At 69.0% G+C, this 19,244-nt stretch carries 22 protein-coding genes and 1 tRNA gene; 14 read left to right on the top strand and 9 right to left on the bottom strand.

The window, feature by feature from the left end:
* The first annotated feature begins 50 nt into the window (after window positions 1-50).
* Genes ACGFJ2_RS26510 through ACGFJ2_RS26500 form a run of 3 tightly spaced genes read left to right on the top strand, consistent with a single transcriptional unit; the run spans window position 51 to window position 2,955 of the window.
* Entirely contained in the window at window positions 51-1,532 is a 1,482-nt protein-coding gene (locus ACGFJ2_RS26510) for a replication initiator (RefSeq protein ID WP_393472483.1), read from the top strand.
* Window positions 1,529-1,729: a helix-turn-helix domain-containing protein gene (locus ACGFJ2_RS26505; RefSeq protein ID WP_393472479.1), complete on the top strand. Its 201-nt coding sequence runs from the start codon at window positions 1,529-1,531 to the stop codon at window positions 1,727-1,729. The genes ACGFJ2_RS26510 and ACGFJ2_RS26505 overlap by 4 nt, the downstream gene beginning before the upstream one ends.
* The gene (locus ACGFJ2_RS26500; protein WP_393472476.1) at window positions 1,726-2,955 is read left to right on the top strand and encodes a tyrosine-type recombinase/integrase; all 1,230 of its coding nucleotides are present in this window, start codon (window positions 1,726-1,728) and stop codon (window positions 2,953-2,955) included. The genes ACGFJ2_RS26505 and ACGFJ2_RS26500 overlap by 4 nt, the downstream gene beginning before the upstream one ends.
* On the opposite strand, the gene ACGFJ2_RS26495 is transcribed toward ACGFJ2_RS26500, so the two are convergent.
* A tRNA-Pro gene (locus tag ACGFJ2_RS26495) sits at window positions 2,934-3,010 on the bottom strand. The genes ACGFJ2_RS26500 and ACGFJ2_RS26495 overlap by 22 nt on opposite strands.
* Before the next feature lie 84 nt (window positions 3,011-3,094).
* Between ACGFJ2_RS26495 and ACGFJ2_RS26490 the strand changes: the two genes are divergently transcribed.
* The 4 genes from ACGFJ2_RS26490 (at window position 3,095) to ACGFJ2_RS26475 (ending at window position 5,049) form a co-directional block, all read left to right on the top strand.
* A complete protein-coding gene (locus ACGFJ2_RS26490; RefSeq protein ID WP_357945841.1) occupies window positions 3,095-3,520 on the top strand; it encodes a hypothetical protein in 426 nt (141 codons plus the stop codon).
* Between the two features lie 69 nt (window positions 3,521-3,589).
* Complete coding sequence (locus ACGFJ2_RS26485) at window positions 3,590-4,135, top strand: hypothetical protein (RefSeq protein ID WP_357945838.1); 546 nt, start codon at window positions 3,590-3,592, stop codon at window positions 4,133-4,135.
* Between the two features lie 5 nt (window positions 4,136-4,140).
* On the top strand, window positions 4,141-4,848 hold the full coding sequence (locus ACGFJ2_RS26480) for a hypothetical protein (RefSeq protein WP_393472472.1): 708 nt from the start codon (window positions 4,141-4,143) through the stop codon (window positions 4,846-4,848).
* 6 nt (window positions 4,849-4,854) lie between these two features.
* The gene (locus ACGFJ2_RS26475) at window positions 4,855-5,049 is read left to right on the top strand and encodes a hypothetical protein (protein ID WP_219538302.1); all 195 of its coding nucleotides are present in this window, start codon (window positions 4,855-4,857) and stop codon (window positions 5,047-5,049) included.
* A 105-nt stretch (window positions 5,050-5,154) separates the two neighbouring features.
* Here the strand turns inward: ACGFJ2_RS26475 and ACGFJ2_RS26470 are convergent, their stop codons facing one another.
* Together ACGFJ2_RS26470 and ACGFJ2_RS26465 are read right to left on the bottom strand one after the other, a co-directional pair.
* Window positions 5,155-5,568: an ATP-binding protein gene (locus ACGFJ2_RS26470; protein WP_357945833.1), complete on the bottom strand. Its 414-nt coding sequence runs from the start codon at window positions 5,566-5,568 to the stop codon at window positions 5,155-5,157.
* 16 nt (window positions 5,569-5,584) lie between these two features.
* Entirely contained in the window at window positions 5,585-6,355 is a 771-nt protein-coding gene (locus tag ACGFJ2_RS26465) for a SigB/SigF/SigG family RNA polymerase sigma factor (RefSeq protein WP_358180840.1), read from the bottom strand.
* Window positions 6,356-6,531: 176 nt separating this feature from the next.
* Here ACGFJ2_RS26465 and ACGFJ2_RS26460 point away from each other — a divergent pair, with 176 nt between their 5' ends.
* Entirely contained in the window at window positions 6,532-6,888 is a 357-nt protein-coding gene (locus ACGFJ2_RS26460) for an STAS domain-containing protein (protein ID WP_357946367.1), read from the top strand.
* 19 nt (window positions 6,889-6,907) lie between these two features.
* Here the strand turns inward: ACGFJ2_RS26460 and ACGFJ2_RS26455 are convergent, their stop codons facing one another.
* Window positions 6,908-7,609 (bottom strand): ANTAR domain-containing protein, encoded by a 702-nt coding sequence (locus ACGFJ2_RS26455; protein ID WP_393472467.1) that lies wholly within the window; start codon window positions 7,607-7,609, stop codon window positions 6,908-6,910.
* 73 nt (window positions 7,610-7,682) lie between these two features.
* On the opposite strand from ACGFJ2_RS26455, the gene ACGFJ2_RS26450 reads away from it, so the two are divergent.
* The 3 genes from ACGFJ2_RS26450 (at window position 7,683) to ACGFJ2_RS26440 (ending at window position 11,337) form a co-directional block, all read left to right on the top strand.
* Window positions 7,683-9,515, top strand: coding sequence for a SpoIIE family protein phosphatase (locus tag ACGFJ2_RS26450; protein ID WP_357945825.1), 1,833 nt, complete (start codon window positions 7,683-7,685; stop codon window positions 9,513-9,515).
* A 117-nt stretch (window positions 9,516-9,632) separates the two neighbouring features.
* A complete protein-coding gene (locus ACGFJ2_RS26445) occupies window positions 9,633-10,736 on the top strand; it encodes a glycosyltransferase (RefSeq protein ID WP_357945823.1) in 1,104 nt (367 codons plus the stop codon).
* 10 nt (window positions 10,737-10,746) lie between these two features.
* Window positions 10,747-11,337 carry an FMN-binding negative transcriptional regulator gene (locus ACGFJ2_RS26440; RefSeq protein WP_393472463.1) on the top strand — a complete coding sequence of 197 codons (591 nt, stop codon included), beginning with the start codon at window positions 10,747-10,749 and terminating at the stop codon, window positions 11,335-11,337.
* 10 nt (window positions 11,338-11,347) lie between these two features.
* Here the strand turns inward: ACGFJ2_RS26440 and ACGFJ2_RS26435 are convergent, their stop codons facing one another.
* Window positions 11,348-12,406 carry a helix-turn-helix domain-containing protein gene (locus ACGFJ2_RS26435; RefSeq protein ID WP_357945817.1) on the bottom strand — a complete coding sequence of 353 codons (1,059 nt, stop codon included), beginning with the start codon at window positions 12,404-12,406 and terminating at the stop codon, window positions 11,348-11,350.
* A 76-nt stretch (window positions 12,407-12,482) separates the two neighbouring features.
* Here ACGFJ2_RS26435 and ACGFJ2_RS26430 point away from each other — a divergent pair, with 76 nt between their 5' ends.
* Both ACGFJ2_RS26430 and pruA read left to right on the top strand, forming a co-directional pair.
* Entirely contained in the window at window positions 12,483-13,400 is a 918-nt protein-coding gene (locus ACGFJ2_RS26430) for a proline dehydrogenase family protein (protein ID WP_393472460.1), read from the top strand.
* Complete coding sequence (pruA, locus tag ACGFJ2_RS26425; protein WP_357945813.1) at window positions 13,401-15,074, top strand: L-glutamate gamma-semialdehyde dehydrogenase; 1,674 nt, start codon at window positions 13,401-13,403, stop codon at window positions 15,072-15,074.
* 120 nt (window positions 15,075-15,194) lie between these two features.
* On the opposite strand, the gene ACGFJ2_RS26420 is transcribed toward pruA, so the two are convergent.
* Entirely contained in the window at window positions 15,195-15,599 is a 405-nt protein-coding gene (locus ACGFJ2_RS26420) for a hypothetical protein (RefSeq protein ID WP_393472457.1), read from the bottom strand.
* A gap of 29 nt (window positions 15,600-15,628) precedes the next feature.
* Entirely contained in the window at window positions 15,629-15,871 is a 243-nt protein-coding gene (locus tag ACGFJ2_RS26415; RefSeq protein ID WP_393472455.1) for a hypothetical protein, read from the bottom strand.
* Window positions 15,872-16,156: 285 nt separating this feature from the next.
* On the opposite strand from ACGFJ2_RS26415, the gene ACGFJ2_RS26410 reads away from it, so the two are divergent.
* Window positions 16,157-17,998 carry a BTAD domain-containing putative transcriptional regulator gene (locus ACGFJ2_RS26410; RefSeq protein ID WP_393472452.1) on the top strand — a complete coding sequence of 614 codons (1,842 nt, stop codon included), beginning with the start codon at window positions 16,157-16,159 and terminating at the stop codon, window positions 17,996-17,998.
* A gap of 214 nt (window positions 17,999-18,212) precedes the next feature.
* On the opposite strand, the gene ACGFJ2_RS26405 is transcribed toward ACGFJ2_RS26410, so the two are convergent.
* On the bottom strand, window positions 18,213-18,728 hold the full coding sequence (locus ACGFJ2_RS26405; protein ID WP_357945807.1) for an RICIN domain-containing protein: 516 nt from the start codon (window positions 18,726-18,728) through the stop codon (window positions 18,213-18,215).
* Between the two features lie 217 nt (window positions 18,729-18,945).
* The gene (locus tag ACGFJ2_RS26400) at window positions 18,946-19,239 is read right to left on the bottom strand and encodes a hypothetical protein (RefSeq protein ID WP_357945804.1); all 294 of its coding nucleotides are present in this window, start codon (window positions 19,237-19,239) and stop codon (window positions 18,946-18,948) included.
* Window positions 19,240-19,244 lie beyond the last annotated feature (5 nt).

Here is a 19,244-nt window from a genome sequence, read left to right as displayed (position 1 = left end):
ATGTCTGTCAACCTGTAGTACAAGTGGTCCAGCGAAGGAGGTGGTGCCCTATGAGCAAGGAGGAACGGCACGACGATCAGCCATCCGGCGCCGAGTGGATGGCCGATCTGGCCCGCCTGATCAACGCGCCGGGCTATGGGCGGTGGCGCTCCATGGTCGCGGCGATCAGCGGGTGCGCCCATCCGGTGCACCTGGCCGGACAGTCGATGATCGTGGACGCCGGCACGGGCGAGATCCTGCACGCGTACACAACCGATGGTGAGCCCTCGGGACATCTCCTGGTGGCCTGCGGCAACCGCCGCGCGTCGGTGTGTCCGGCGTGCTCGCAGACCTACCAGGCCGACACCTTCCACCTCATCCGGGCAGGCCTGTCCGGCGGCAAGGGCGTACCCGAGACGGTCAGCGCGCACCCGCGGGCGTTCGTCACTCTGACCGCCCCCTCCTTCGGCCCCGTCCACTCTCACCGCGACGGCCGTCCCTGCCGTCCCCGCAACCGCGACAGGCGGTGCGAGCACGGGCGGCCGGTCGGCTGCCACCTCCGACACGAGCCCCAGGACGAACGGCTCGGCCAGCCGATCTGTCCCGACTGCTACGACTACACGGGCGCGGTGCTGTGGCAGGCACACGCGGGCGCGCTGTGGCACCGCTTCACCCTGGCCATCCGCCAGGAGCTGGCCAACCAGACCGGGATGACTCGCCGCTCCTTCGCCCAGCATGCCAAGGTGTCCTTCGCCAAGGTCGCCGAGTACCAGCGGCGCGGCCTGATCCACTTCCACGCCATCATTCGCCTCGACGGCCCCGCCGGACCGAACCAGCCGCCACCCGACTGGGCCGACCACCACCTGCTCACCCAGGCCATCCCACCCGCCGCCCATCAAGTCACCGTCACCACCCCGCCGAGCAATCTCGGCCGGTGGACCCTCACCTGGGGCGATCAGCTCGACATCCGCCCCATCCTGTTCGACCCCAGCGCCGACGGGCTCAGCGAGCGAGCCGTCGCCTCCTATATCGCCAAGTACGCCACCAAGGGTGCCGAAGCCTCCGGCACCGTCGATCATCGCCTGTCCTGCCGGGCCTGCGCCGGACGCGGACGGCTGAGCCTGATGGCCGCCTGCGGGCATTGCCACGGCACGGGCCTCAAGCCCGGCCTGAGCTTTGATGCCTTGCCCGTCACCGACCACGCGCGCCGCATGATCCGCACCTGCTGGGACCTCGGCGGACGTCCTGAGTTCAGGGCGCTGCGGCTCCGCCCTTGGGCGCACATGCTCGGCTTTCGCGGCCACTTCTCCAGCAAGAGCCGTGCCTACTCGCTCAACCTCACCGACCTGCGCAATGCTCGTGCCGCCCATCGTGCGGCCGAAGCCTGCGAGCGTCACGGCCTGCCCGCCCTCGGTGACGCCACCACGCTCGTTCTGGGTCACTGGCGCTTCGCCGGAATCGGCTACACCCCGGGCGAAGCGATCATGGCCGAACACATTCGCCAGCGTGTCCAGATCGCCCGCAAGATCGCGGCAGAGCAGGGGGATGGATGACCCCACCCCTACCCGCCCACGACCGGCGGCTCTACCGCGTCTGCGAGGCCATGTACCTGCTCAGCCTCAGTCGAAGTGTGATCTACGAACTTATCCGCTCAGGGCGCCTCCGCTCCGTGACCCAGGGGCGCGCCCGGCTCATCCCCGCCTCAGCCATAGAGGACTACATCTCCCTACTCGAACAGGAGGCTTCATGACCGAACGACGCAGTCGAGGAGACGGCGGCCTGCACTGGGACGAGACGCGGCAACGCTGGATCGCCTCCGTGACGGTCGGCTACTCCCCGGCCGGCAAGCGCATCGTCAAGAAGGCCAGCGGCAAGGCCAAGACCGAAGCCAAGGCCAAGCTCAAAGGGATCATCCGCGACCACGAGGACGGGCTTGCCAGCGGCCCGGCGAACTACACCGTGGCGGACGCCGTGACGAGCTGGCTTGCCTATGGTCTACATGGCCGCAACCAGAACACGGTCACCAACTACCGCACCCTGTGCGACAAGCACATCATCCCCGACCTGGGCGCGCGCAAGCTGCGGGAGCTGAGCGCCGAAGACGTGGACCGGTGGCTCGTCGGCAAGGCCAAGGTGCTCGCCGCCCGAACGGTGCGGCTGCTCCACTCGTGCCTGAACCGCGCGGTGAAGTTCGCTCAGGCCCGCGACAAGGTGAAGCGCAACGTCGTGGGTCTCTGCGAGATCCCCGAGGGCAAGGAGGGTCGTCCGTCGAAGTCCCTCACGCTCGACCAGGCGACGGCTCTCCTCGACGCGGCTGAAGGCTCGCGCCTGTACGCCTACGTGGTCCTCTCGCTGCTGATCGGTGCCCGCACGGAAGAGCTGCGGGCGCTCACCTGGAAGGAGGTCGATCTGGTCGGCGATCCGGACAAGGACATCCCGCCGTGGATCGCCGTGTGGCGCTCTGTGCGCGAAGGAGGCGACACCAAGACCAAGCGCTCACGGAGATCACTAGCGCTGCCCAAGCGCTGCGTGGAAGCGCTCAAGGCGCACCGGGAGCAGCAGCGCAGGGACAAGAAGGAGGCAGGCGAGAAGTGGAAAAATCATGGTCTCGTCTTCGCTTCCCTCGTCGGCACATCCCTCGACGCGCACAACGTACGCAGAGCGTTCCGGAAGATCGTCAAGGACGCCGGGATGCCCGCCTACTACTGGACGCCCCGCGAGATGCGCCACAGCTTCGTCTCGCTGCTCTCCGACTCGGGCGTCCCCCTGGAAGACATCGCCCGCCTTGTCGGCCACAGCGGCACGGCGGTCACCGAAGCCGTCTACCGCAAGCAGATCCGCCCCGTACTCCTGCAAGGAGCTGCGGCGATGGACACCCACTTTGCCGGTAGTCACCCACAAATGCGAAAGGGTGCCACCCTAACGAGTGACACCCTGCTCGACCAGAGAAAACCTGGTCGGGACGACAGGATTTGAACCTGCGACCCCTTGACCCCCAGTCAAGTGCGCTACCAAGCTGCGCTACGTCCCGGTTGTGTCGATCACCCCCTGCGGGGCGAGACGTCATAACCTTAGCGCACATCAGAACCGCACGTGTACTCAGCAGGAGGGGCTCGTGGGGCGCAGGCCGACCGTCGATCGGAGTGAGCTGGCCAGGCTCGTCGCCGAGGGAATGAACGTGCAGGAGTTGGCCGCGCACTTCGGGGTCAGTGAGTCCGGGGTGCTGCAGGCCAAGCGGGCCGCGGGCCTGGCCAAGCCGATGCTCGATCACAGCCGGGCCGTACCGTGGAAGCTGGAGCGGAAGCACGCGCAGTCCGGGCCCGCCACGAACCTGCGGAACCTGTCCGCCGCCGCGCAGGGGAAGCCGCCGGCGGCCGAGCGGTTGAACACCGCCTTGCGGTGGGCGCAGCGGCTTGTCGATGCCGGGCTCGACGTCGGCTACGACAGCGTGAGCGGGTTCAGGGAGGTCCCCGCCGCCCCTGGTGACTCACACGTCGCGACAGTGCTGGAAGCGGCCAGGAAAGCTCTGGAAGGCCGCTGACACCGGCGTTTCGGGCGCTCCTACGGGGGCAGTCGCTGGTCTCGACGTTAGAGACCGGAGGCGAACATTATGTCCACCTTGATCTGGGTGGTCGTCGTCGTGGTCGCGGTGGTGGCCCTCGCCGCAGTCGGCTACGTGGTGTTGCAGCAGCAGCGCCGCAGCCGCCTCCGCGCACGTTTCGGCCCCGAGTACGAACGCCTGATGGCGGAGCACGACAGCAGACGCGACGCGGAGCAGGAGTTGCTCGCCCGTGAGCAGCGCCACTCCGAGCTGGACATCCGGCCCCTGCCGGAGGAGTCACGTGACAGCTACGCCACCCGGTGGAACGAGGTGCAGGAGCGCTTCGTCGACGCCCCCGGGTTCGCGGTATCCGAGGCCGACCAGCTGGTGGCGGCGGTCATGGCGGAGCGAGGCTACCCCACGGATGACTTCGAGCAGCGGGTGTCCGATCTGTCCGTCGGGCACGGTGCCACCCTGGACCACTACCGGGCGGCCCACGAGATCAGCGGGCGCGCCGCCAGGAAGGAGGCCTCTACCGAGGATCTCCGTCAGGCGATGGTGCACTACCGCGCGCTCTTCGAAGAGCTCCTACAAGAGACCACGCGAGGACGGTGACCGATATGACGAGCGACGAGCTGAAAGTGCCGTCGCAACGGGCGGACCAGACCGATGACGATGACGCCCCCAGGGACGACTTCCGCGCGAACGACACCCCCACTACCGACCTCAGCAAGGAAGACGGCGTCCGTGACGAGCGGTCGCGGGCGATCGTCAACGAAGAGAACGAAGAGAACGACGAGGGGAATGGGGCTCGCCATCACGAGCCGTACGCCCCGATGGGCGGCGACATGCTGGCCGAGCCCGAGCCGGGTCTGAGCCCGGACCCGGTGCGCGACGAGCCCGAGTACACCGACGACGTGCCCGGCGAGCCCATGGTGGTGGAGAGCGCGCCGGCCCACGCCGCCCCTCAGTCCGTCGTCCTGTTCGACCAGGACCCGGCCGAAGTGCAGGGTCGCTGGCGCGAGCTGCAGACCTCGTTCGTGGACGACCCCAGTGACGCCGTCCAGCGGGCCGAAGGACTGGTCGAAGAGGTCGTCGAGGCGATCACCAGCGGTCTTACGGCTCGTACGGGCGAGCTGCGCGACCGCTGGAAGGGCGCTGACGACACCGAGCAGCTGCGGCTGGCCCTGCGCGACTACCGGGTCGTGCTGGAGCGGCTGCTCACCCTTTCAGGCCACGAAGCAAGCCACGAAGCAGGCCACGCGACCGGTCCCGCAACCGGCCATGAGACGAGCCACGCAACCGATACGGCCTACGGAACGAGGTAACGGGACATGCTGGCGATAGTCGCGGCGATCATTTTCGGCCTGGGCTTCCTGCTCGACCTGCTGAACGTGAGCATCGGGTCAGGGATCTCCGGCACGACGTTCATGCTGCTCGGCCTCACCCTGCTGGCGCTGCACCAGGCGGGCATCGGCACGGCCAGCGTCAAGAGCTACGGCGGCTGGCGAGGCCGTACCCGCCGATAACAAACGCCGACAGCGGACACACAGCACGACAGCGCGCGGCGCACTCGATGATCACGAGATGATCACGAGGCGTCGCGCGCGCATGTCGATTCATGTCTGGTGAAATCAGGTCTTGCTGGGGAAGCGCATGGTGACCGTGCTGCCCTCGCCGCCCACCCGCAGGGACAGGTCCGAGGAGAGCAGGCGGGCCACCCAGAGACCCATCCCGCCGACCGAGCCGGGCATCGGGCCGGGCTTCCAGGTGCCCTCGTCGTGTACCTCGACCACCAGTTCGCCGTCGTGGACCCAGGTGCGGAGCTGGGCGTCGACCGTGCCGTGGGTGACGGCGTTGGTGGCGACCTCGTTGACGGCGATGACGAAATCGCCCACCGCCTCCTCCGCCATGCCCACCTCGCGGGCCTCGGACGCGGCGAACTGGCGCACCCGCGGGAGGTCCGGCAACCGGAAGCTCAGCTTTTTCACCGGCGCGCCCGGTGGCGGGCTGATGGAGCCCGCCTGAGGATCGACATCCTCGTTCACCCGGTAACCGCCTTAATCAGCTGACTAGCTCACTACGTAGCTGGTCCAGCACTTTACGGAGGATTCGCGATACATGCATCTGCGAGATGCCGAACTCTGCCGCTATTTCGGCTTGAGTCATGTTCCCAAAGAAGCGAAGCAGCAGGATGTGCTTCTCACGCGACGGCAGTGCGTCGATCAGCGGCTTGACGGCCTGCCGGTCGACCATCTTGCCCAACGTATCGTCGTCCTCCGGGATGATGTCGCCGAGAGAGGCGGCGTCGTCCTCGGTTCCGAGCGGCGCGTCGAGCGACAGCGTGCTGTAGGCGGCCGAGGCGTCGAGCGTGAGCAGGACGTCCTCCTCGCTGATGTTCATCTTCGCGGCCAGTTCGGCCACGGTCGGGGAGCGTCCCAGGTCCTGGCTGAGGTCGGCGACGAGCCGGTTCAGCTCGGAGCGGCGTTCCTGGTAGAGCCGCGGCACCCGGATGGCCCAGGTACGGTCGCGGAAGTGGCGCTTGACCTCGCCGGTCATCGTGACGACGGCGTAGCCCCTGAAGGCATGGCCGAGAGTGGGGTCGAAGCCGTTGACGGCCTTCATGAGGCCGACGTACGCGGCCTGCAGAAGATCCTCCAGAGGCTCGCCGCGGTAGCGGTAGCGTCTGGCGATCTCCATGGCGAGCGAGCGGTGCATCTCGACGATGCGCTCTCTCAGGCGTTCGCGGTGACTGTCGGTAGTGGCTTCGCCGGCCATTTCGGCCAGCAACTCTTCGGCGGTCAACTCCTCGAGGACGAATTCCCGCACAGCCATGGCTGCTCCTCATATGGATCGCAGGGCCGCCTCCACCTGCAGAAAAAGCCCATGCAGAGGCCTGCCTCGCTCTACATCCGAGACGGAAGCCCTCTGCTGGACTTCGGATCCAGTGTCCCCCCTCACCGCAGAAGTATTCCTCCTTCGTGCGGTGACAGTAGGGTTGCCCCGTGACAATGCCGGAGAACGGCGAAGGGGCGGTGACGGCCCTGAGCCTTACGTCGTCGACCGTGGACGAGATCACGGTGATCAAGGTCGATGGCGTGCTCGACGCCACGACGCGCGAGCAGTTCGCCGACTACCTCTCTCTGGCGGGTTCCGAGCTGATCCTGGACCTGGCCGGAGTGACGTTCATGGACTCGCGCGCGCTCGGCCTGATCGTCCACCATTGGCAGACCAGCCTGGCGTCGGGTGCCAGGTTTGCCCTGGTCGGCGTGGAATATTCAAAGTCAAAGGTCATGTGGATCACCGGGCTCGCGCAGCGGCTGCCGCTGTACGACACGCTCGACGACGCCTTGGCCGCCATTGGCTGAGCACATTCCCCTAGGGCCACTAGCGGCGGGACTTTTTCTGATGCTCGTCGACCAGGAGCCTGGCCAGGTCCGCCACCTTGACCTGGTGGTGCTGTGAGATCCGGCGCAGTTCCTCGAAGGCCGCCTCGGACGAGCACCCGCTGGTCTTCATGATGATGCCCTTGGCCTGGTCGATCACCGAGCGGCCGGCCAGGGCCTCCTGGAGCTGGGCGGCGTCCGTACGTGCTTCCTCGAAGTCCCACAGGTTGGCCATGGCCACGCCCACCTGCTCGGTCAGCATGTCGGCCAGCGCCTGGGCGGCCTGCGGGGAGAAGGCGGCCGGCCGTACCGAATAGAGGCCGATGACCAGCAGGACCGGGTCGAGCCGGATCGGCACGGTGAGCACCGAGCGCACCCCCCAGCGGGCGGCGAGCGGGGCGTAGCGTGGCCAGCGCGAGTCGCTGAGCACGTCCGTCACGACCACCCGGCCGCCGGTCAGCCTGGCGTCGGTCGACGGGCCCTCGCCGATGTCGCGTTCGCCTTCGACCAGCATGATGAGCTCGCTGTGCGAGCCCGACACCAGCACCCGCTGGTCCCGCCAGTGCTCGGCGGAACCGCCCGAGCAACCGGGGACTCCGTCGGCCAGCGCGGTGGTCAGACCGCGCAGCACACTTTCCGTTGAGTTGTCTTCGCCCAGCCGCCCGAGAGTCGCCAGGTCACGGGCAAGTCCGGGGGTGATCATCGCCGTTGATTTCATAGCAAGCAAGCCCTACCCCTTATAGCTAGCATTATCCAGCGTGGCGTAGCGTCAGAGAATGACCATGCCCGGCCTCGAACACGCCCTGGACGCTCTGTCCGGACGCGTTTCCTCCCTGCGCGAGGCGCGGGCGGCCTACCCCTCCGACCTTGCGCCGACTCTAGACGCGGCACTCGCCGAGCTCGACACCGCCGCCGAGTTGCTGGCCGAGGCGCGTGAAGCGCTGCGCAACGCGCCCAAGCGGCAGGGCGGCAAGAAGGACGGGGGCCAGCGGGAGCTGAAGCTGCTGCGCCAGGTCTACCGGGCCTTCCCCGTGCCGGTGATCGTGCTGGACGGCGGCGGGGTGGTCCGGCGGATCAACCCCGAGACCTCGCGGATGCTGGGCAGCCCCGACGGCTATCTGGTCGGCCGGTCGTTCCCGCTGCTGGTGGACGTGTCGCGGCGGGCGGCGTTCCGTTCGCACCTGATGTCGGTGCTGCAGACCGGGCAGCCGGCCGCGTTCGAGTCGCGGCTGGCGCACCAGGGCCGGACCCATACCGTCCAGGTGGCTCTGACCAGGCTGACGATGCCCGGCGAGCCGCAGCAGATGGTGGCGGCCGTGGCGCTGCCGACCGAGGTACAGCTGCCCGAGCCGGGCGCGCGGCGGCCCGAGCAGTCCGACGGCGCGCTGCTGCTGGCGGCGGCCAAGCGCCAGGACCTGCTGGCCACGATGACCACGCTGCTGCTGGACGAGGAGGCGCTGCGGCAGCCTGTGGCGCTGCCCAGGGCGACGCGGCTGCTGGCGGCCGGCTGGGCCGACTGGGTGATCGCGGACGTGGTACGCGACGGTCTGGCCCGCCGCGCGGCCGTCGTGGCGCCCAAGGACCACCCGCTGGGCGACCTGGTACGCCAGATCGAGTCCGCCCCGCCGGCCGCGAGCCACGTGGTGACCCAGGTGCTGGAGCGCGGTTCCGGTGTGGTGCACGAGATGGTCGACGACGAGACCCTGCTGGGCTTCTGCTCCGACGGGCCGCTGCTGACGGCGATGGGCGCCGGCTCGATGCTGTGCGTGCCCATCGGCCCGGGCGACGGCGTGCTCACGCTGGTCAGGTCGCACGACCGGCCGCCGTTCACGCTGGCCGACCTGGGGGTCATGCAGGAGGTCGGGCTCCAGCTCGGGCTGGCGGTGCGCGCGCAGAGCAGCTTCCAGCGCCGTTCGCGGGCCGCCGACGCGCTGTCGGCCACCGTCGCGCCGCGCAACCTGCCGGACGTGCCCGGGTACGAGGCCGCCGCGATCTACAATCCCGGCGCGTCGGTCGGCGCCGAGTTCTACGACGTCTTCCCCGTCGCGGACGGCTGGGCGTTCGCCCTCGGCGGCGCCGCGGGCAAGGGCGAGGAGGCGGCGTCGGTCAGCGCGATGGTCAGGGGCGGGGTCCGGGTGCTCAGCGTCTGGGAGTCCGATCCCGACGTGGTGCTGCGCAAGGTGAACGAGGCCCTGGTGACGCAGGGGACCGGCATGTTCGTGATGGTCGTGGCCGGGTTCGTACGGGGCCGCAGGATCCGCCTGTCGTCCGCGGGGCATCATCCGGCCGCGCTGCTGCTGCCCGACGGGAGCGTCCGGTTCGCCTCGGGTGGCGGCGTGCCGCTGGGCATCTCGCCGGAGGCCGAGACCGAGTCCGAGGAGCTGACCGTCGCGGTGGGTGAGACGCTGCTGCTCTACTCCGAGGGGCTGATCTCCTCCAGGAACGAGGTCGGCGAGCCGTACGGCGAGGAGCGGCTGGCCGACGTGCTGGGCAGATGCGCCGGTCAGGCGCCTACGACCATCGTGAAGGCGGTCGAGGCGGACCGGCACGCGTTCTCCGGCGGACAGGTTTGGGACGAGATCGTGGTGCTGGCTCTGCGCGGCGTCTAAGCGGTGTCGGCTCTGCGGGGGTTTGCGGTTGAGCCATCTTTGGGTAAGGTCGGGGGAAGAACGACGTGCCTAAGACGCAGGCACACCTTGAAAGCTGTTTTCACGCTGAGGTGTGCCATGAATATCGCGATCGTCGCTTCCGCTACCGGTAACAAGCGTCACCACATTCTCTCCGTAGCGCGTGAACTGGGACGCGAGCACCACGTCACCATCTACTCCCGTCGTGACAGTGCCGAGGGCAAGGCCAGGACGCGGGTGGCCCCGGGTGTGATGATGGAGCACATCGAGGTGGGCCCGGCCCGCGATCTCGCCCCCGCCGACGTCATGCCGTACCTCAAGGACGTCGGCCAATATCTGAGCCGGCGCTGGAGCCAGGAACGCCCGGACGTGATCCACGCCCACTCCTGGACCGGCGGCCTCGCCGCCGTCACGGGCGCCAACGGCCTGGGGGTGCCGGTCACCCAGACCTTCCACACCGTCGACGCGGCCCACCTGAAGCTGGAGCGCGCGCTCGGCCGCAGCGCCAGAGCGGTCATCGCCGGCTCCGGTGACGAGGAGTCTGCGCTGATCCGGCTCGGCGTGCCGCGCCACAACATCGCCATCGTGCCGTACGGCGTCGACACCGAGCGCTTCCACCGCCAGGGCCCGGTCGCCACGCGCGGCAGCCGCAAGCGCCTGCTGCACCTCGGCCCGCTCACCCCCGAACGCGGCGCCCCCACGATCATCCGCGCGCTGCAGGGCCTCCAGGACGTCGAGCTGGTGCTCGCGGGCGGCCCCGAGCCGGACCTGCTCGACGGCGACCGGGAGGTACGCCGCCTGCGCGCCCTGGCCCAGCAGCTCGGCGTGGCCGACCGGGTGACCCTGCTCGGGCAGGTCAAGCGGACCGCGGTACCCAAGCTCATGCGCAGTGCCGACGCCGTGGTGTCGGTGCCACGTGAGGCCACGACGGGGATCGTCGCGCTGGAGGCCATGGCCTGCGGCGTACCCGTGATCGCCTCGGCCGTGGGCGCGCACCTCGACTCGATCATCGACGGCGTCACCGGCCTGCTGGTGCCGCCGGACCGCCCCGCGCGGACCGCGCGCCTGGCCCGCGAACTGCTGACGGACCCGACGCTGCGCACCGCGCTCGGCTACGCGGGCGCCGACCGCGCCCGTTCGCGTTACTCGTGGGAGCGGGTCAGCCAGGAGCTGGTGCGGGTGTACGAACTCGCCTGCGCTTAAAGTTCCTTTTATGCTGATTCACCCTTGGGACGCGGGCACCGACGAGCAGTCCCTGGCGTACGTGAAGGACAACCAGTTCGGGCACCTGATAGCCGCGGGCCGCGGCCGTGAGGTGCCCGTCGTGGTGCCGACGCAGTTCCTGCTCGTGGACGAGCGGACGATCGTCCTCCACCTGGCCCGGCCGAATCCGATCTGGGCGGCGATCGACGAGAACCCCAAGGTGGTCATGTCGGTGGCGGGCCCCTGGGCCTACATCCCGGGCCGGTGGCGGGCCGAGCCCGGTGTCGAGCCGGAGCTGGGCGTGCCGACCACGTTCTACTCCTCCGTCCAGCTGATCTGCCGGGCCGAGATCGTCAAGGAGACCGAGGGCAAGCTGGAGATCCTGCGCGAGCAGCTCGCCGACCTCGAACCCGGGCAGGGCGATCCGGCCCGGATGCCGCGGCTGCTGTCGGGCATCCAGGGGATCCGGCTGGCGATCGAGGAGATCCGCGGCAAGTTCAAGTACGACGGGCACAAGGACGACGCTCACCGGCAGCGGGTCGCCAAGGGGCTGACCGAACGCGGCGGGCCCGGCGACACCTCCGCCCTCAGCCACCTGTAAGACCCGCCGACTAAGGCGCCAGGAGGCGGGCCGCCTTGAGGCCCAGGTGGATGGTCAGCCGGTCGTCTCCCTCCGACAGGTCCCGGTGCAGCGTCCGCTCGGCCTTGCCCAGCCGGTAGTAGAGCGTCTGGCGGTGGATGCCCAGCTCGGCGGCCGTCTTCTGGGCGTGGCCGCCGTGGTCCAGGTAGACCTCCACGGTGTGCGCCAGCTCGGCGTCCAGCGCCGCCGTCTCGGCCGCCAGCTCGCGCAGGTCGCTCTGGCCGAGCCGGGCCAGCAGCCGGTGCACGCCCAGGTCCTCCCACCGGGCGACGGGCGCGAAGCGGGGGAAGTGCTCGGCGACGCGCAACGCCTGCCGCGCCTCACGCCAGCTCTGCCAGGCGTCCGCCGGGTCCGCCCGGGGGGCGCCGGTGCCGGCCGCCGTGCCGTACGCGTTCTGCAGGGTCTGGGCGACCTCGGCGGCCAGGTGCGCGGGGGCGAGCAGCGCGACGGGCGAGCCGGCGCGGGCCAGCACCCCGCGCGGCAGCGTCCAGAGGGCGGCGACGCGCTCCTCCGACTCGCGCACGGCGATCGCGGTGACGGGCCCGAGTACCTCGATGGAGGCGCCGGCCCGCTCCTCAGGGTCGGCCGAGAGCAGCGCGCGCAGGCCGCGGCCGAGGTCGTGACGGCTCCTGGCCTCCTGGGCGAGCGCGGCGGCGGCCCTGGCCACGAGCGGGGCCGCCCGGCTCAGCGCCGCCTCGGTGAGGCTGCCGGAGTCGAGCAGCCACAGGTAGCCGTAGGTGACCTCGCCGTGGCGCAGCGGCCAGCAGACCCTGGCCAGGACCTTGAGGTCGGCGTCCGCGGGGATCCTGACCGGGCCGTGGGCGCGGGCGATGCCGTAGCGTTCGAAGTAGTCGCGGACCTCGCCGGTGGCGCGCCTGCGCAGGATCGATTCCTGGCGGACGGTGTCGATGTCGCCGTGCTGCGCACCATATGCCAGCAGGCGGAACGAGCGGTCCTCCAGCGTCGCGGACGCCCCCAGCAGGCGGGCGAGCTCGTCGACGGTCTCCTGTAGATCTGCCGAGTTGTGCATTTGTATGACAGCCTGCCACAAGTGGCGTTACGCGCGTCGATGGCCCGGTTGTGAGCTGCGGTTTTAGGCTGAGAACATGCTGGGTCAACTGCTACTCGCCACCTCCCGGAGCGCGCTGGTACGCCGCTCGGTATCCGGCTTCCCCCTCACCCGCAAGGTCGTCGACAGGTTCGTCGCCGGTGAGAGCGTTCAGGAGGCCCGGACCGCCATCGAACGGCTGCGCGACGCCAAACTCGCCGTCACCGTCGACCATCTCGGCGAGGAGACCCGCGACGCGAGCGCGGCGGCGGCCACCGCGAAGGCGTACATCACGCTGCTCGACGCGCTGCGCCCGCTCGATCTCGGCCCCCGGGGCGAGGTGTCGGTGAAGCTGTCGGCCGTCGGGCAGCGGCTCGACGACGCGATGGCGCTGGAGCACGCCCGCGAGATCTGCGCCGCGGCCGACGCCAACGGCTCGACCGTGACGCTCGACATGGAGGATCACACCACCGTCGACTCGACGCTCGCGATCCTGCGCAAGCTGCGCGCGGACTTCCCGTCGACCGGCGTGGCGATCCAGGCCTACCTGTTCCGCAGCGCGGACGACTGCCGCGCGCTGGCGGTCGAGGGTTCGCGGGTACGCCTGGTCAAGGGCGCCTACCGGGAGCCCGCCTCGGTCGCGTACCAGGGCAAAAGCGAGGTCGACAAGGCGTACGTGCGATGCCTGCGAACCCTCATGGCGGGGCAGGGGTACCCCATGGTGGCGACGCACGACGACCGGATCATTTCGATCACCGAGCTGCTCGCCGACCGCTTCGGCCGCCGGCTCGGGTCCTACGAGTATCAGATGCTGTACGGAATCCGCACCGACCGGCAGGAGGACCTCGCCGGGGCCGGTCACACCGTCCGCGTCTACGTTCCCTACGGCGACGACTGGTACGGCTACTTCATGCGCCGCCTGGCCGAGCGGCCCGCCAACGTCGCCTTCTTCCTTCGTGCCCTTGGGGGTAAGTAAATGGACGCCATCAGCAACGTGCCCGTTCCCGCCAACGAGCGGGTGTACGGCTACGCGCCGGGCAGCCCGGAGCGTACGACGCTGGAGAACCGGATCAAGGAGCTGTCCGGGTCCTCGATCGACCTGACCATGACGATCGACGGCGAGCGGCGGCTGGGCGGCGGCGCGCCGATCGACGTGGTGCAGCCGCACAACAAGGCCTCCGTCCTCGGCCGCATTCAGGACGCCACGGCTCAGGACGTACAGGACGCCGTCGACAGCGCGCTGCGCGCGGCTCCGGCCTGGCGGGCGCTGTCGTTCGACGAGCGGGCGGCGGTCTTCCTCAAGGCGGCCGACCTGCTGGCCGGGCCGTGGCGGGCGACGCTGAACGCCGCGACCATGCTCGGGCAGTCGAAGTCGGCGCAGCAGGCGGAGATCGACTCGGCCTGTGAGCTGATCGACTTCCTCCGGTTCAACGTGGCCTACGCGCGGCAGCTGTACGCCGACCAGCCGGCGTCGTCGCCCGGGGTGTGGAACCGGATGGAATACCGGGCGCTCGAGGGCTTCGTGCTGGCGATCACTCCCTTCAACTTCACCGCCATCGCCGGAAATTTGCCGACGTCGGCGGCTTTGATGGGAAATGTCGTCGTCTGGAAGCCTTCGCCCACGCAGCAGTTCGCGGCGCACTTCACGATGCGCCTGCTGGAGGAGGCGGGCCTGCCGCCGGGCGTGATCAACATGGTCACCGGCAACGGCCAGGCGGTCTCCGAGGTGGCGCTCACGCACCCGCAGCTGGCGGGCATCCACTTCACCGGCTCGACGGCGACCTTCCAGCACCTGTGGGGCACCGTCGGCGCGAACATCGCCTCCTACCGCGGCTACCCGCGTCTCGTCGGCGAGACCGGCGGCAAGGACTTCGTCCTGGCCCACCCGTCGGCCGACCCGGCCGTGCTCGCCACCGCGCTGGTCAGGGGCGCCTTCGAGTACCAGGGCCAGAAGTGCTCGGCGGCGTCGCGGGCGTACGTGCCGCGCTCGGTCTGGTCGCGCATGCGTGACGACTTCGTCTCCGCGGCCGAGTCGCTGACCGTGGGCGACGTGGCGGGCGACCTGTCGACGTTCATGGGCGCGGTCATCGACGACCGGGCCTTCGCCAAGCACAAGGCGGCCATCGACCGAGCGCGCGGCGCCTCGAACATCGACCTGCTCACCGGCTCGTATGACGACTCCACCGGCTATTTCGTGAAGCCGACGATCCTCGAGTGCGCCGACCCCACGGACGAGATCTTCGTCAAGGAGTACTTCGGGCCGATCCTGGGCGTACACGTGTATGAGGACGGCGACTTCGACGCGGTGCTCGACCAGATGGAGAGCGTCTCGCCGTACGCGCTGACCGGGTCGATCATCGCCCAGGACCGCTACGCGATCGCCTCGGCCTCGGAGCGGCTGCGCTTCGCGGCGGGCAACTTCTACATCAACGACAAGCCGACGGGCGCGGTCGTGGGCCAGCAGCCGTTCGGCGGCGCCCGCGCCTCGGGCACCAACGACAAGGCGGGCTCGATCTTCAACCTGATCCGCTGGGTGAACGCCCGTACGATCAAGGAGACCTTCGTCCCGCCGGTCATCACGGGTCCTTACCGGGGTGACATTCCGCAGATGGCGTTCGAGCAGCCGGACCTGAAGCGGCTGGGTTACTGAGGTCCAGCGGCTGAACAGGTGAGGCACCCCGGACTCGGGGTGCCTCACCTCTGGCCAGCGGCCTGGTCGCCCGCTCCGGAGAAGCACCGGCGGCCCCGAGGCTGGTCGGCGTCGATCAAGTCAGACGGGCACCCACCCGATCGGCGAATCACGTCTGAGCCTGGCCGCGGCAACCAGTTTGGGAATATGCGAGCCGTCGCTCGAGGCCACTTTGGCTGGTCCGCTGCCCGCCGCGGCGGAAGCCACGACCAAGGCGTCCACGACGCACTCATGCCCGTCCAGGCCCGCGTCCTCCAGCAACAGCCCGGCAAGGTCTGCTATGCCTTCGGTCACAGGTATGACGGTAAGGTGCGCCCGCTGCCATATGAGCCGCCTGCCGACCGCGCCCGTGCGGCGAACCTCAGCGAGCGTCACAGCGCTGATCGCCGGGATGAACCCTTCCTCCCGGGCGACAGCGATCCGCGCCACGACCTTCGGATCGTCCTCACCGAGCAGAGAGAAAGGCTGGGCGTCCAGTACGAGCAACGGCGTAGGGAACGAGGCCCCCGCGTGCTTTACTCGCCGGACCATGCCCGCCTGGCCTCTTCCATGACTTCATCGGACAACGGACCGGCTCTACGTTCGTGGTCGACGACGATCTCTTCGGCTTTCAACAAGGCCAGCCCGTATTCGGCGGCCTGGTCGACGAAGCGGGAGAACCCGCGAGGACCGGTCCGGCTCTCGATCTCCTCGGCGAGCGAGCGGCGTAGCGTCACTGACTTCTTGATCGTCGGGTCTGTGGGCTGCGGCAGGGACATGGGTTCAGTATGCCACTAGGTATCGCATAACGCGGAGAACATGCCGTTGTCGTGTCCGCGGCCGAATGGGAGTCACTGCAGTCGCTTGGCCCCTTGAACTGGAGTTTTGCACTCAGGCGGAAACCTCTGGATGGTGCCGACGTGTTGCGGCAGCCTGGCCAGGAACCGGGGAAAGCGTTGTCCTTCACAAACTCGACGAAGGTGTGGAGGCACGTTCCGCTCCGCAGGGGCAGATCGTCCTGGTGTCGGCGGGGGCGCCGCATCGGGGAGGCGACGGGGGTCCATATGCGATTACAGGTGCTCGGGCCGATGCGGTTCTGGACCGGTTGCGACTGGGCTCCGATCCCCAGCCCGCGCCCCCGAACCCTGCTGGCCCTGCTGACGATCGGCGCGGGGCGGCCGATCACCACAGAACGCATGATCGCCGAGCTGTGGCCGGCCAAACCACCGCCGACGGCGGCCACTCTGCTCCGGGGCTACATCCTGCAGCTGCGGCGCGCCCTCGGCGACGACGGCGGCGAGACGATCGTCACCCGGGCGTCCGGCTACGAGATTCGCCGCGCCGCCGACGAGACCGACGTCGCCCGCTTCGACGCGCTGACCGCGCAGGGGCGCACCGCGCTGGTCAAAGGTGCCGCCGAGGAGGCCCACCGACTGCTCTCCCAGGCGCTCGCCCTGTGGCGCGGCGAGCCGTACTCCGACACCCTGCCCACTGCGGTGGTGAGCGCCGAGGTGAGCAGGCTGGGCGAACGCCGGCTCACCGCCACCGAGGCCCGCATCGAGGCGGGCCTGCTGCAGGGGCGGGGGCCCGAGCTCATCCACGGGCTCCAGGGCTTGACCAGGGAGCATCCCTTGCGGGAGGGCCTGTGGGCGCAGCTCATACGGGCGCTGTATGCGGCCGACCGGCGCGCCGACGCCCTGGAGTCCTACCGGCGGGCGCGGCAGACGCTCAGGGCGGAACTCGGCTTGGAGCCCGGCCCTGACCTGCGAGAACTCCACCAAGCCATTCTCGAGGGGAGATCCTTACCCGGCACGGGCGCCTCCCCCCGCCCCGCAGCCATCTCCGGCGCCACTCAGGACGGCCCCGCCTCGGCATCACCGTCCCTGGAACTACCCTGGGAACTGCCCCGGGATGTCCCGACGTTCGCCGGGCGGCAGCGGGATCTGGCGTCCTTGCAACGACTCATGACCGACCCCGGCGGGTCGAGTGCCGTCGTGATCACCGGGGGCGGCGGCATGGGCAAGTCGGCACTGGCGATTCATCTGGCACATCGCTTACGCGACCACTTCCCCGGCGGACAACTCTACGTCGACCTGCAAGGATCCCGCGAAGAAGCGACGCCCCTCCAGCCCACCGAAGCCCTGGCCCGGATGTTGCGGGCCCTCGGCGTCGCGCCGGCGGATGTGCCGGCGGAACCGGCGGAGGCGGCGACCCGGTTCCGTTCGCTCACGTCGGGCCGCGACCTGCTGGTGCTTCTCGACAACGCGGTGGACACGGCCCAGGTCGAACCCCTGCTCCCCGGCGAGCGCTGCGGCGTCCTCATGACCGGCCGCCGCTCCCTGACGACCCTGGGCTGCGCCGTCCACCACCTGAACGCCCTGTCTGAGCAGGAGTCACTGGCCATGCTCGGCAGCCTCGCGGGCGAGGAACGCGTCAGAGCCGACACCGACGGGGCCCGGCGAATCGTCGGCTCCTGCCAAGGCCTCCCCCTCGCCGTGCGCATCGCCGCCGCCCGCCTGACGTCCCGCCCGCACTGGCCTCTGGGCTGGCTGGCGGACAAGCTGGAGAACGAACAGCACCGCCTGGACGAACTGCAAATAGACGACCTGTCCCTTCGCTCCGCCTTCGCCGTCAGCCTGCGCGACCTGGAGGGCGATCCCGGCGGGCAGGAACTGACCCGTCTGCTCCGCCGCCTCGCCCTTTGCCGTCCGCCCCAGGTGACGATCCCCCTCGCCGCCACGATCTCGGGCACAGCGCCCGACCAGGCCGAGAAGCTACTCGACAGGCTCCTCGACGCCCGCCTCCTGGAGTCCCCCGAACCGGGTCGCTACCAGATGCCCGATCTCCTGCGCCTGTTCGCCGAGGAGCAGGCTCTCCGCCACATCTCCCGGGTGAGCGGAATCTGACTCGCGACGCGTGGTCAGTTCGCCGCCGGTCGGCGGCATCGAACCCGCCCCCTGAACGGGTTTCCGCCCCTTCTCCGATCTGCCTGCTATCAGCCTGGTCAGGGCCGGTTTTTGCCTGCTAGCGGGGATGCTGTCGCTAGCAGGCAATGCTGCTAGAGGCGTTTGCCGGAGCAGAGGTTGATCATGGCGCCGTCTTTGTACCCACCACTTCCCATCAACGGCGCCATTTTTCGTCGCGGGCGTCCCGGTAGCAGGGCCACTGAATGAGCTGCTGGCCGGCGTTGCGGCTCGAGGCCACACCGAGGCATTTACCGGAGTAGACGTTGACTATGGCGCCGTCTTTGTACCACCACTTCTCATCGACGGCGCCGTTGCAGGTGTACTGGATGGCGCCGGCACCGTCTTTGAGGCTGGACGCCACGCCTATGCATTTCTTCGAGTAGTTGTTCCGCAGGAAGAACGCCCGGCGTCCGTGGCTATCCGTGGTCGATACCCAGTCCCAGAGCTCATCCGACGCTTTGTTACAGCGCCACTGGATCACCGGAGTTGAATTCTTGGTCTTGCTGCCGACGCCGACGCACAGGGCGCTGAAGCGGTTTTTGATGGAGCTGCCGGAAGCACTGGCTGTTCCGGAGGACGACGCGCTGGCGGTTGCCGAGAACGACGTAAGGACCGCCACTAATATAGCGGCGACGCCGGTCAGCGCGACTCTTGCGGCGACGGCGCCCATCACCGAAGGTCGCACTCGCCGGACGTGTGTGCGATTCCTGCTCTTTTCTTGCTTCCTGGTAGTCATATCATGTTCGACCCTTGATCGAGGTGAAAGGTTCGCCGTACCTCGGGACATTTTCCGGCGTCGCCCCGGGAAGGAACAGGCCTTTATCCACATTGCCTCATACGAACGAGATCTTGCCCTTGAAAGCTCGAGCTAGCGCTCATCGCACCACCTACCACAGCCAGGAGATCAAGAGCGTGATCGCCTCTTCTACGCTGCTCGTGCCGGCTCGCCCGGAATCGGATTCCAGCAGGAACGGGGGATCGCCATTAGGCATTGAATCGAGCTGCAGTTCGATGGCCCCGGATCGTCGCCTGATGAACCACACGTTGTCGTCGTCGGCCGCATGGGTTTTCGATATCCGCTCAACCTCGATATCCGCGAACGCTTTCCTGAGAGCGGCGAAAATCTTGTCGACGGGACCGCCGACAAGATCATCCGCCCCCCAGGAAAGTCCTTCAGTCATGAGGG

The sequence above is a fragment of the Nonomuraea sp. NPDC049028 genome, assembly GCF_043197735.1.
Taxonomy (GTDB): domain Bacteria; phylum Actinomycetota; class Actinomycetes; order Streptosporangiales; family Streptosporangiaceae; genus Nonomuraea.
The sequence above is the reverse complement of the archived record's forward strand: the minus strand, read 5'-3'. Positions and strand labels throughout refer to the sequence as shown.

Coding starts and splice junctions, on each gene's coding strand:
- ACGFJ2_RS26510 (WP_393472483.1), top strand. CDS start 51: ATGAGCAAGGAGGAACGGCACGACGATCAGCCATCCGGCGCCGAGTGG.
- ACGFJ2_RS26505 (WP_393472479.1), top strand. CDS start 1,529: ATGACCCCACCCCTACCCGCCCACGACCGGCGGCTCTACCGCGTCTGC.
- ACGFJ2_RS26500 (WP_393472476.1), top strand. CDS start 1,726: ATGACCGAACGACGCAGTCGAGGAGACGGCGGCCTGCACTGGGACGAG.
- ACGFJ2_RS26485 (WP_357945838.1), top strand. CDS start 3,590: ATGTCCACCTTGATCTGGGTGGTCGTCGTCGTGGTCGCGGTGGTGGCC.
- ACGFJ2_RS26480 (WP_393472472.1), top strand. CDS start 4,141: ATGACGAGCGACGAGCTGAAAGTGCCGTCGCAACGGGCGGACCAGACC.
- ACGFJ2_RS26475 (WP_219538302.1), top strand. CDS start 4,855: ATGCTGGCGATAGTCGCGGCGATCATTTTCGGCCTGGGCTTCCTGCTC.
- ACGFJ2_RS26465 (WP_358180840.1), bottom strand. CDS start 6,355: ATGGCTGTGCGGGAATTCGTCCTCGAGGAGTTGACCGCCGAAGAGTTG.
- ACGFJ2_RS26460 (WP_357946367.1), top strand. CDS start 6,532: ATGCCGGAGAACGGCGAAGGGGCGGTGACGGCCCTGAGCCTTACGTCG.
- ACGFJ2_RS26455 (WP_393472467.1), bottom strand. CDS start 7,609: ATGATCACCCCCGGACTTGCCCGTGACCTGGCGACTCTCGGGCGGCTG.
- ACGFJ2_RS26450 (WP_357945825.1), top strand. CDS start 7,683: ATGACCATGCCCGGCCTCGAACACGCCCTGGACGCTCTGTCCGGACGC.
- ACGFJ2_RS26445 (WP_357945823.1), top strand. CDS start 9,633: ATGAATATCGCGATCGTCGCTTCCGCTACCGGTAACAAGCGTCACCAC.
- ACGFJ2_RS26440 (WP_393472463.1), top strand. CDS start 10,747: ATGCTGATTCACCCTTGGGACGCGGGCACCGACGAGCAGTCCCTGGCG.
- ACGFJ2_RS26435 (WP_357945817.1), bottom strand. CDS start 12,406: ATGCACAACTCGGCAGATCTACAGGAGACCGTCGACGAGCTCGCCCGC.
- ACGFJ2_RS26430 (WP_393472460.1), top strand. CDS start 12,483: ATGCTGGGTCAACTGCTACTCGCCACCTCCCGGAGCGCGCTGGTACGC.
- pruA (WP_357945813.1), top strand. CDS start 13,401: ATGGACGCCATCAGCAACGTGCCCGTTCCCGCCAACGAGCGGGTGTAC.
- ACGFJ2_RS26415 (WP_393472455.1), bottom strand. CDS start 15,871: ATGTCCCTGCCGCAGCCCACAGACCCGACGATCAAGAAGTCAGTGACG.
- ACGFJ2_RS26410 (WP_393472452.1), top strand. CDS start 16,157: ATGCGATTACAGGTGCTCGGGCCGATGCGGTTCTGGACCGGTTGCGAC.
- ACGFJ2_RS26405 (WP_357945807.1), bottom strand. CDS start 18,728: ATGGGCGCCGTCGCCGCAAGAGTCGCGCTGACCGGCGTCGCCGCTATA.
- ACGFJ2_RS26400 (WP_357945804.1), bottom strand. CDS start 19,239: ATGACTGAAGGACTTTCCTGGGGGGCGGATGATCTTGTCGGCGGTCCC.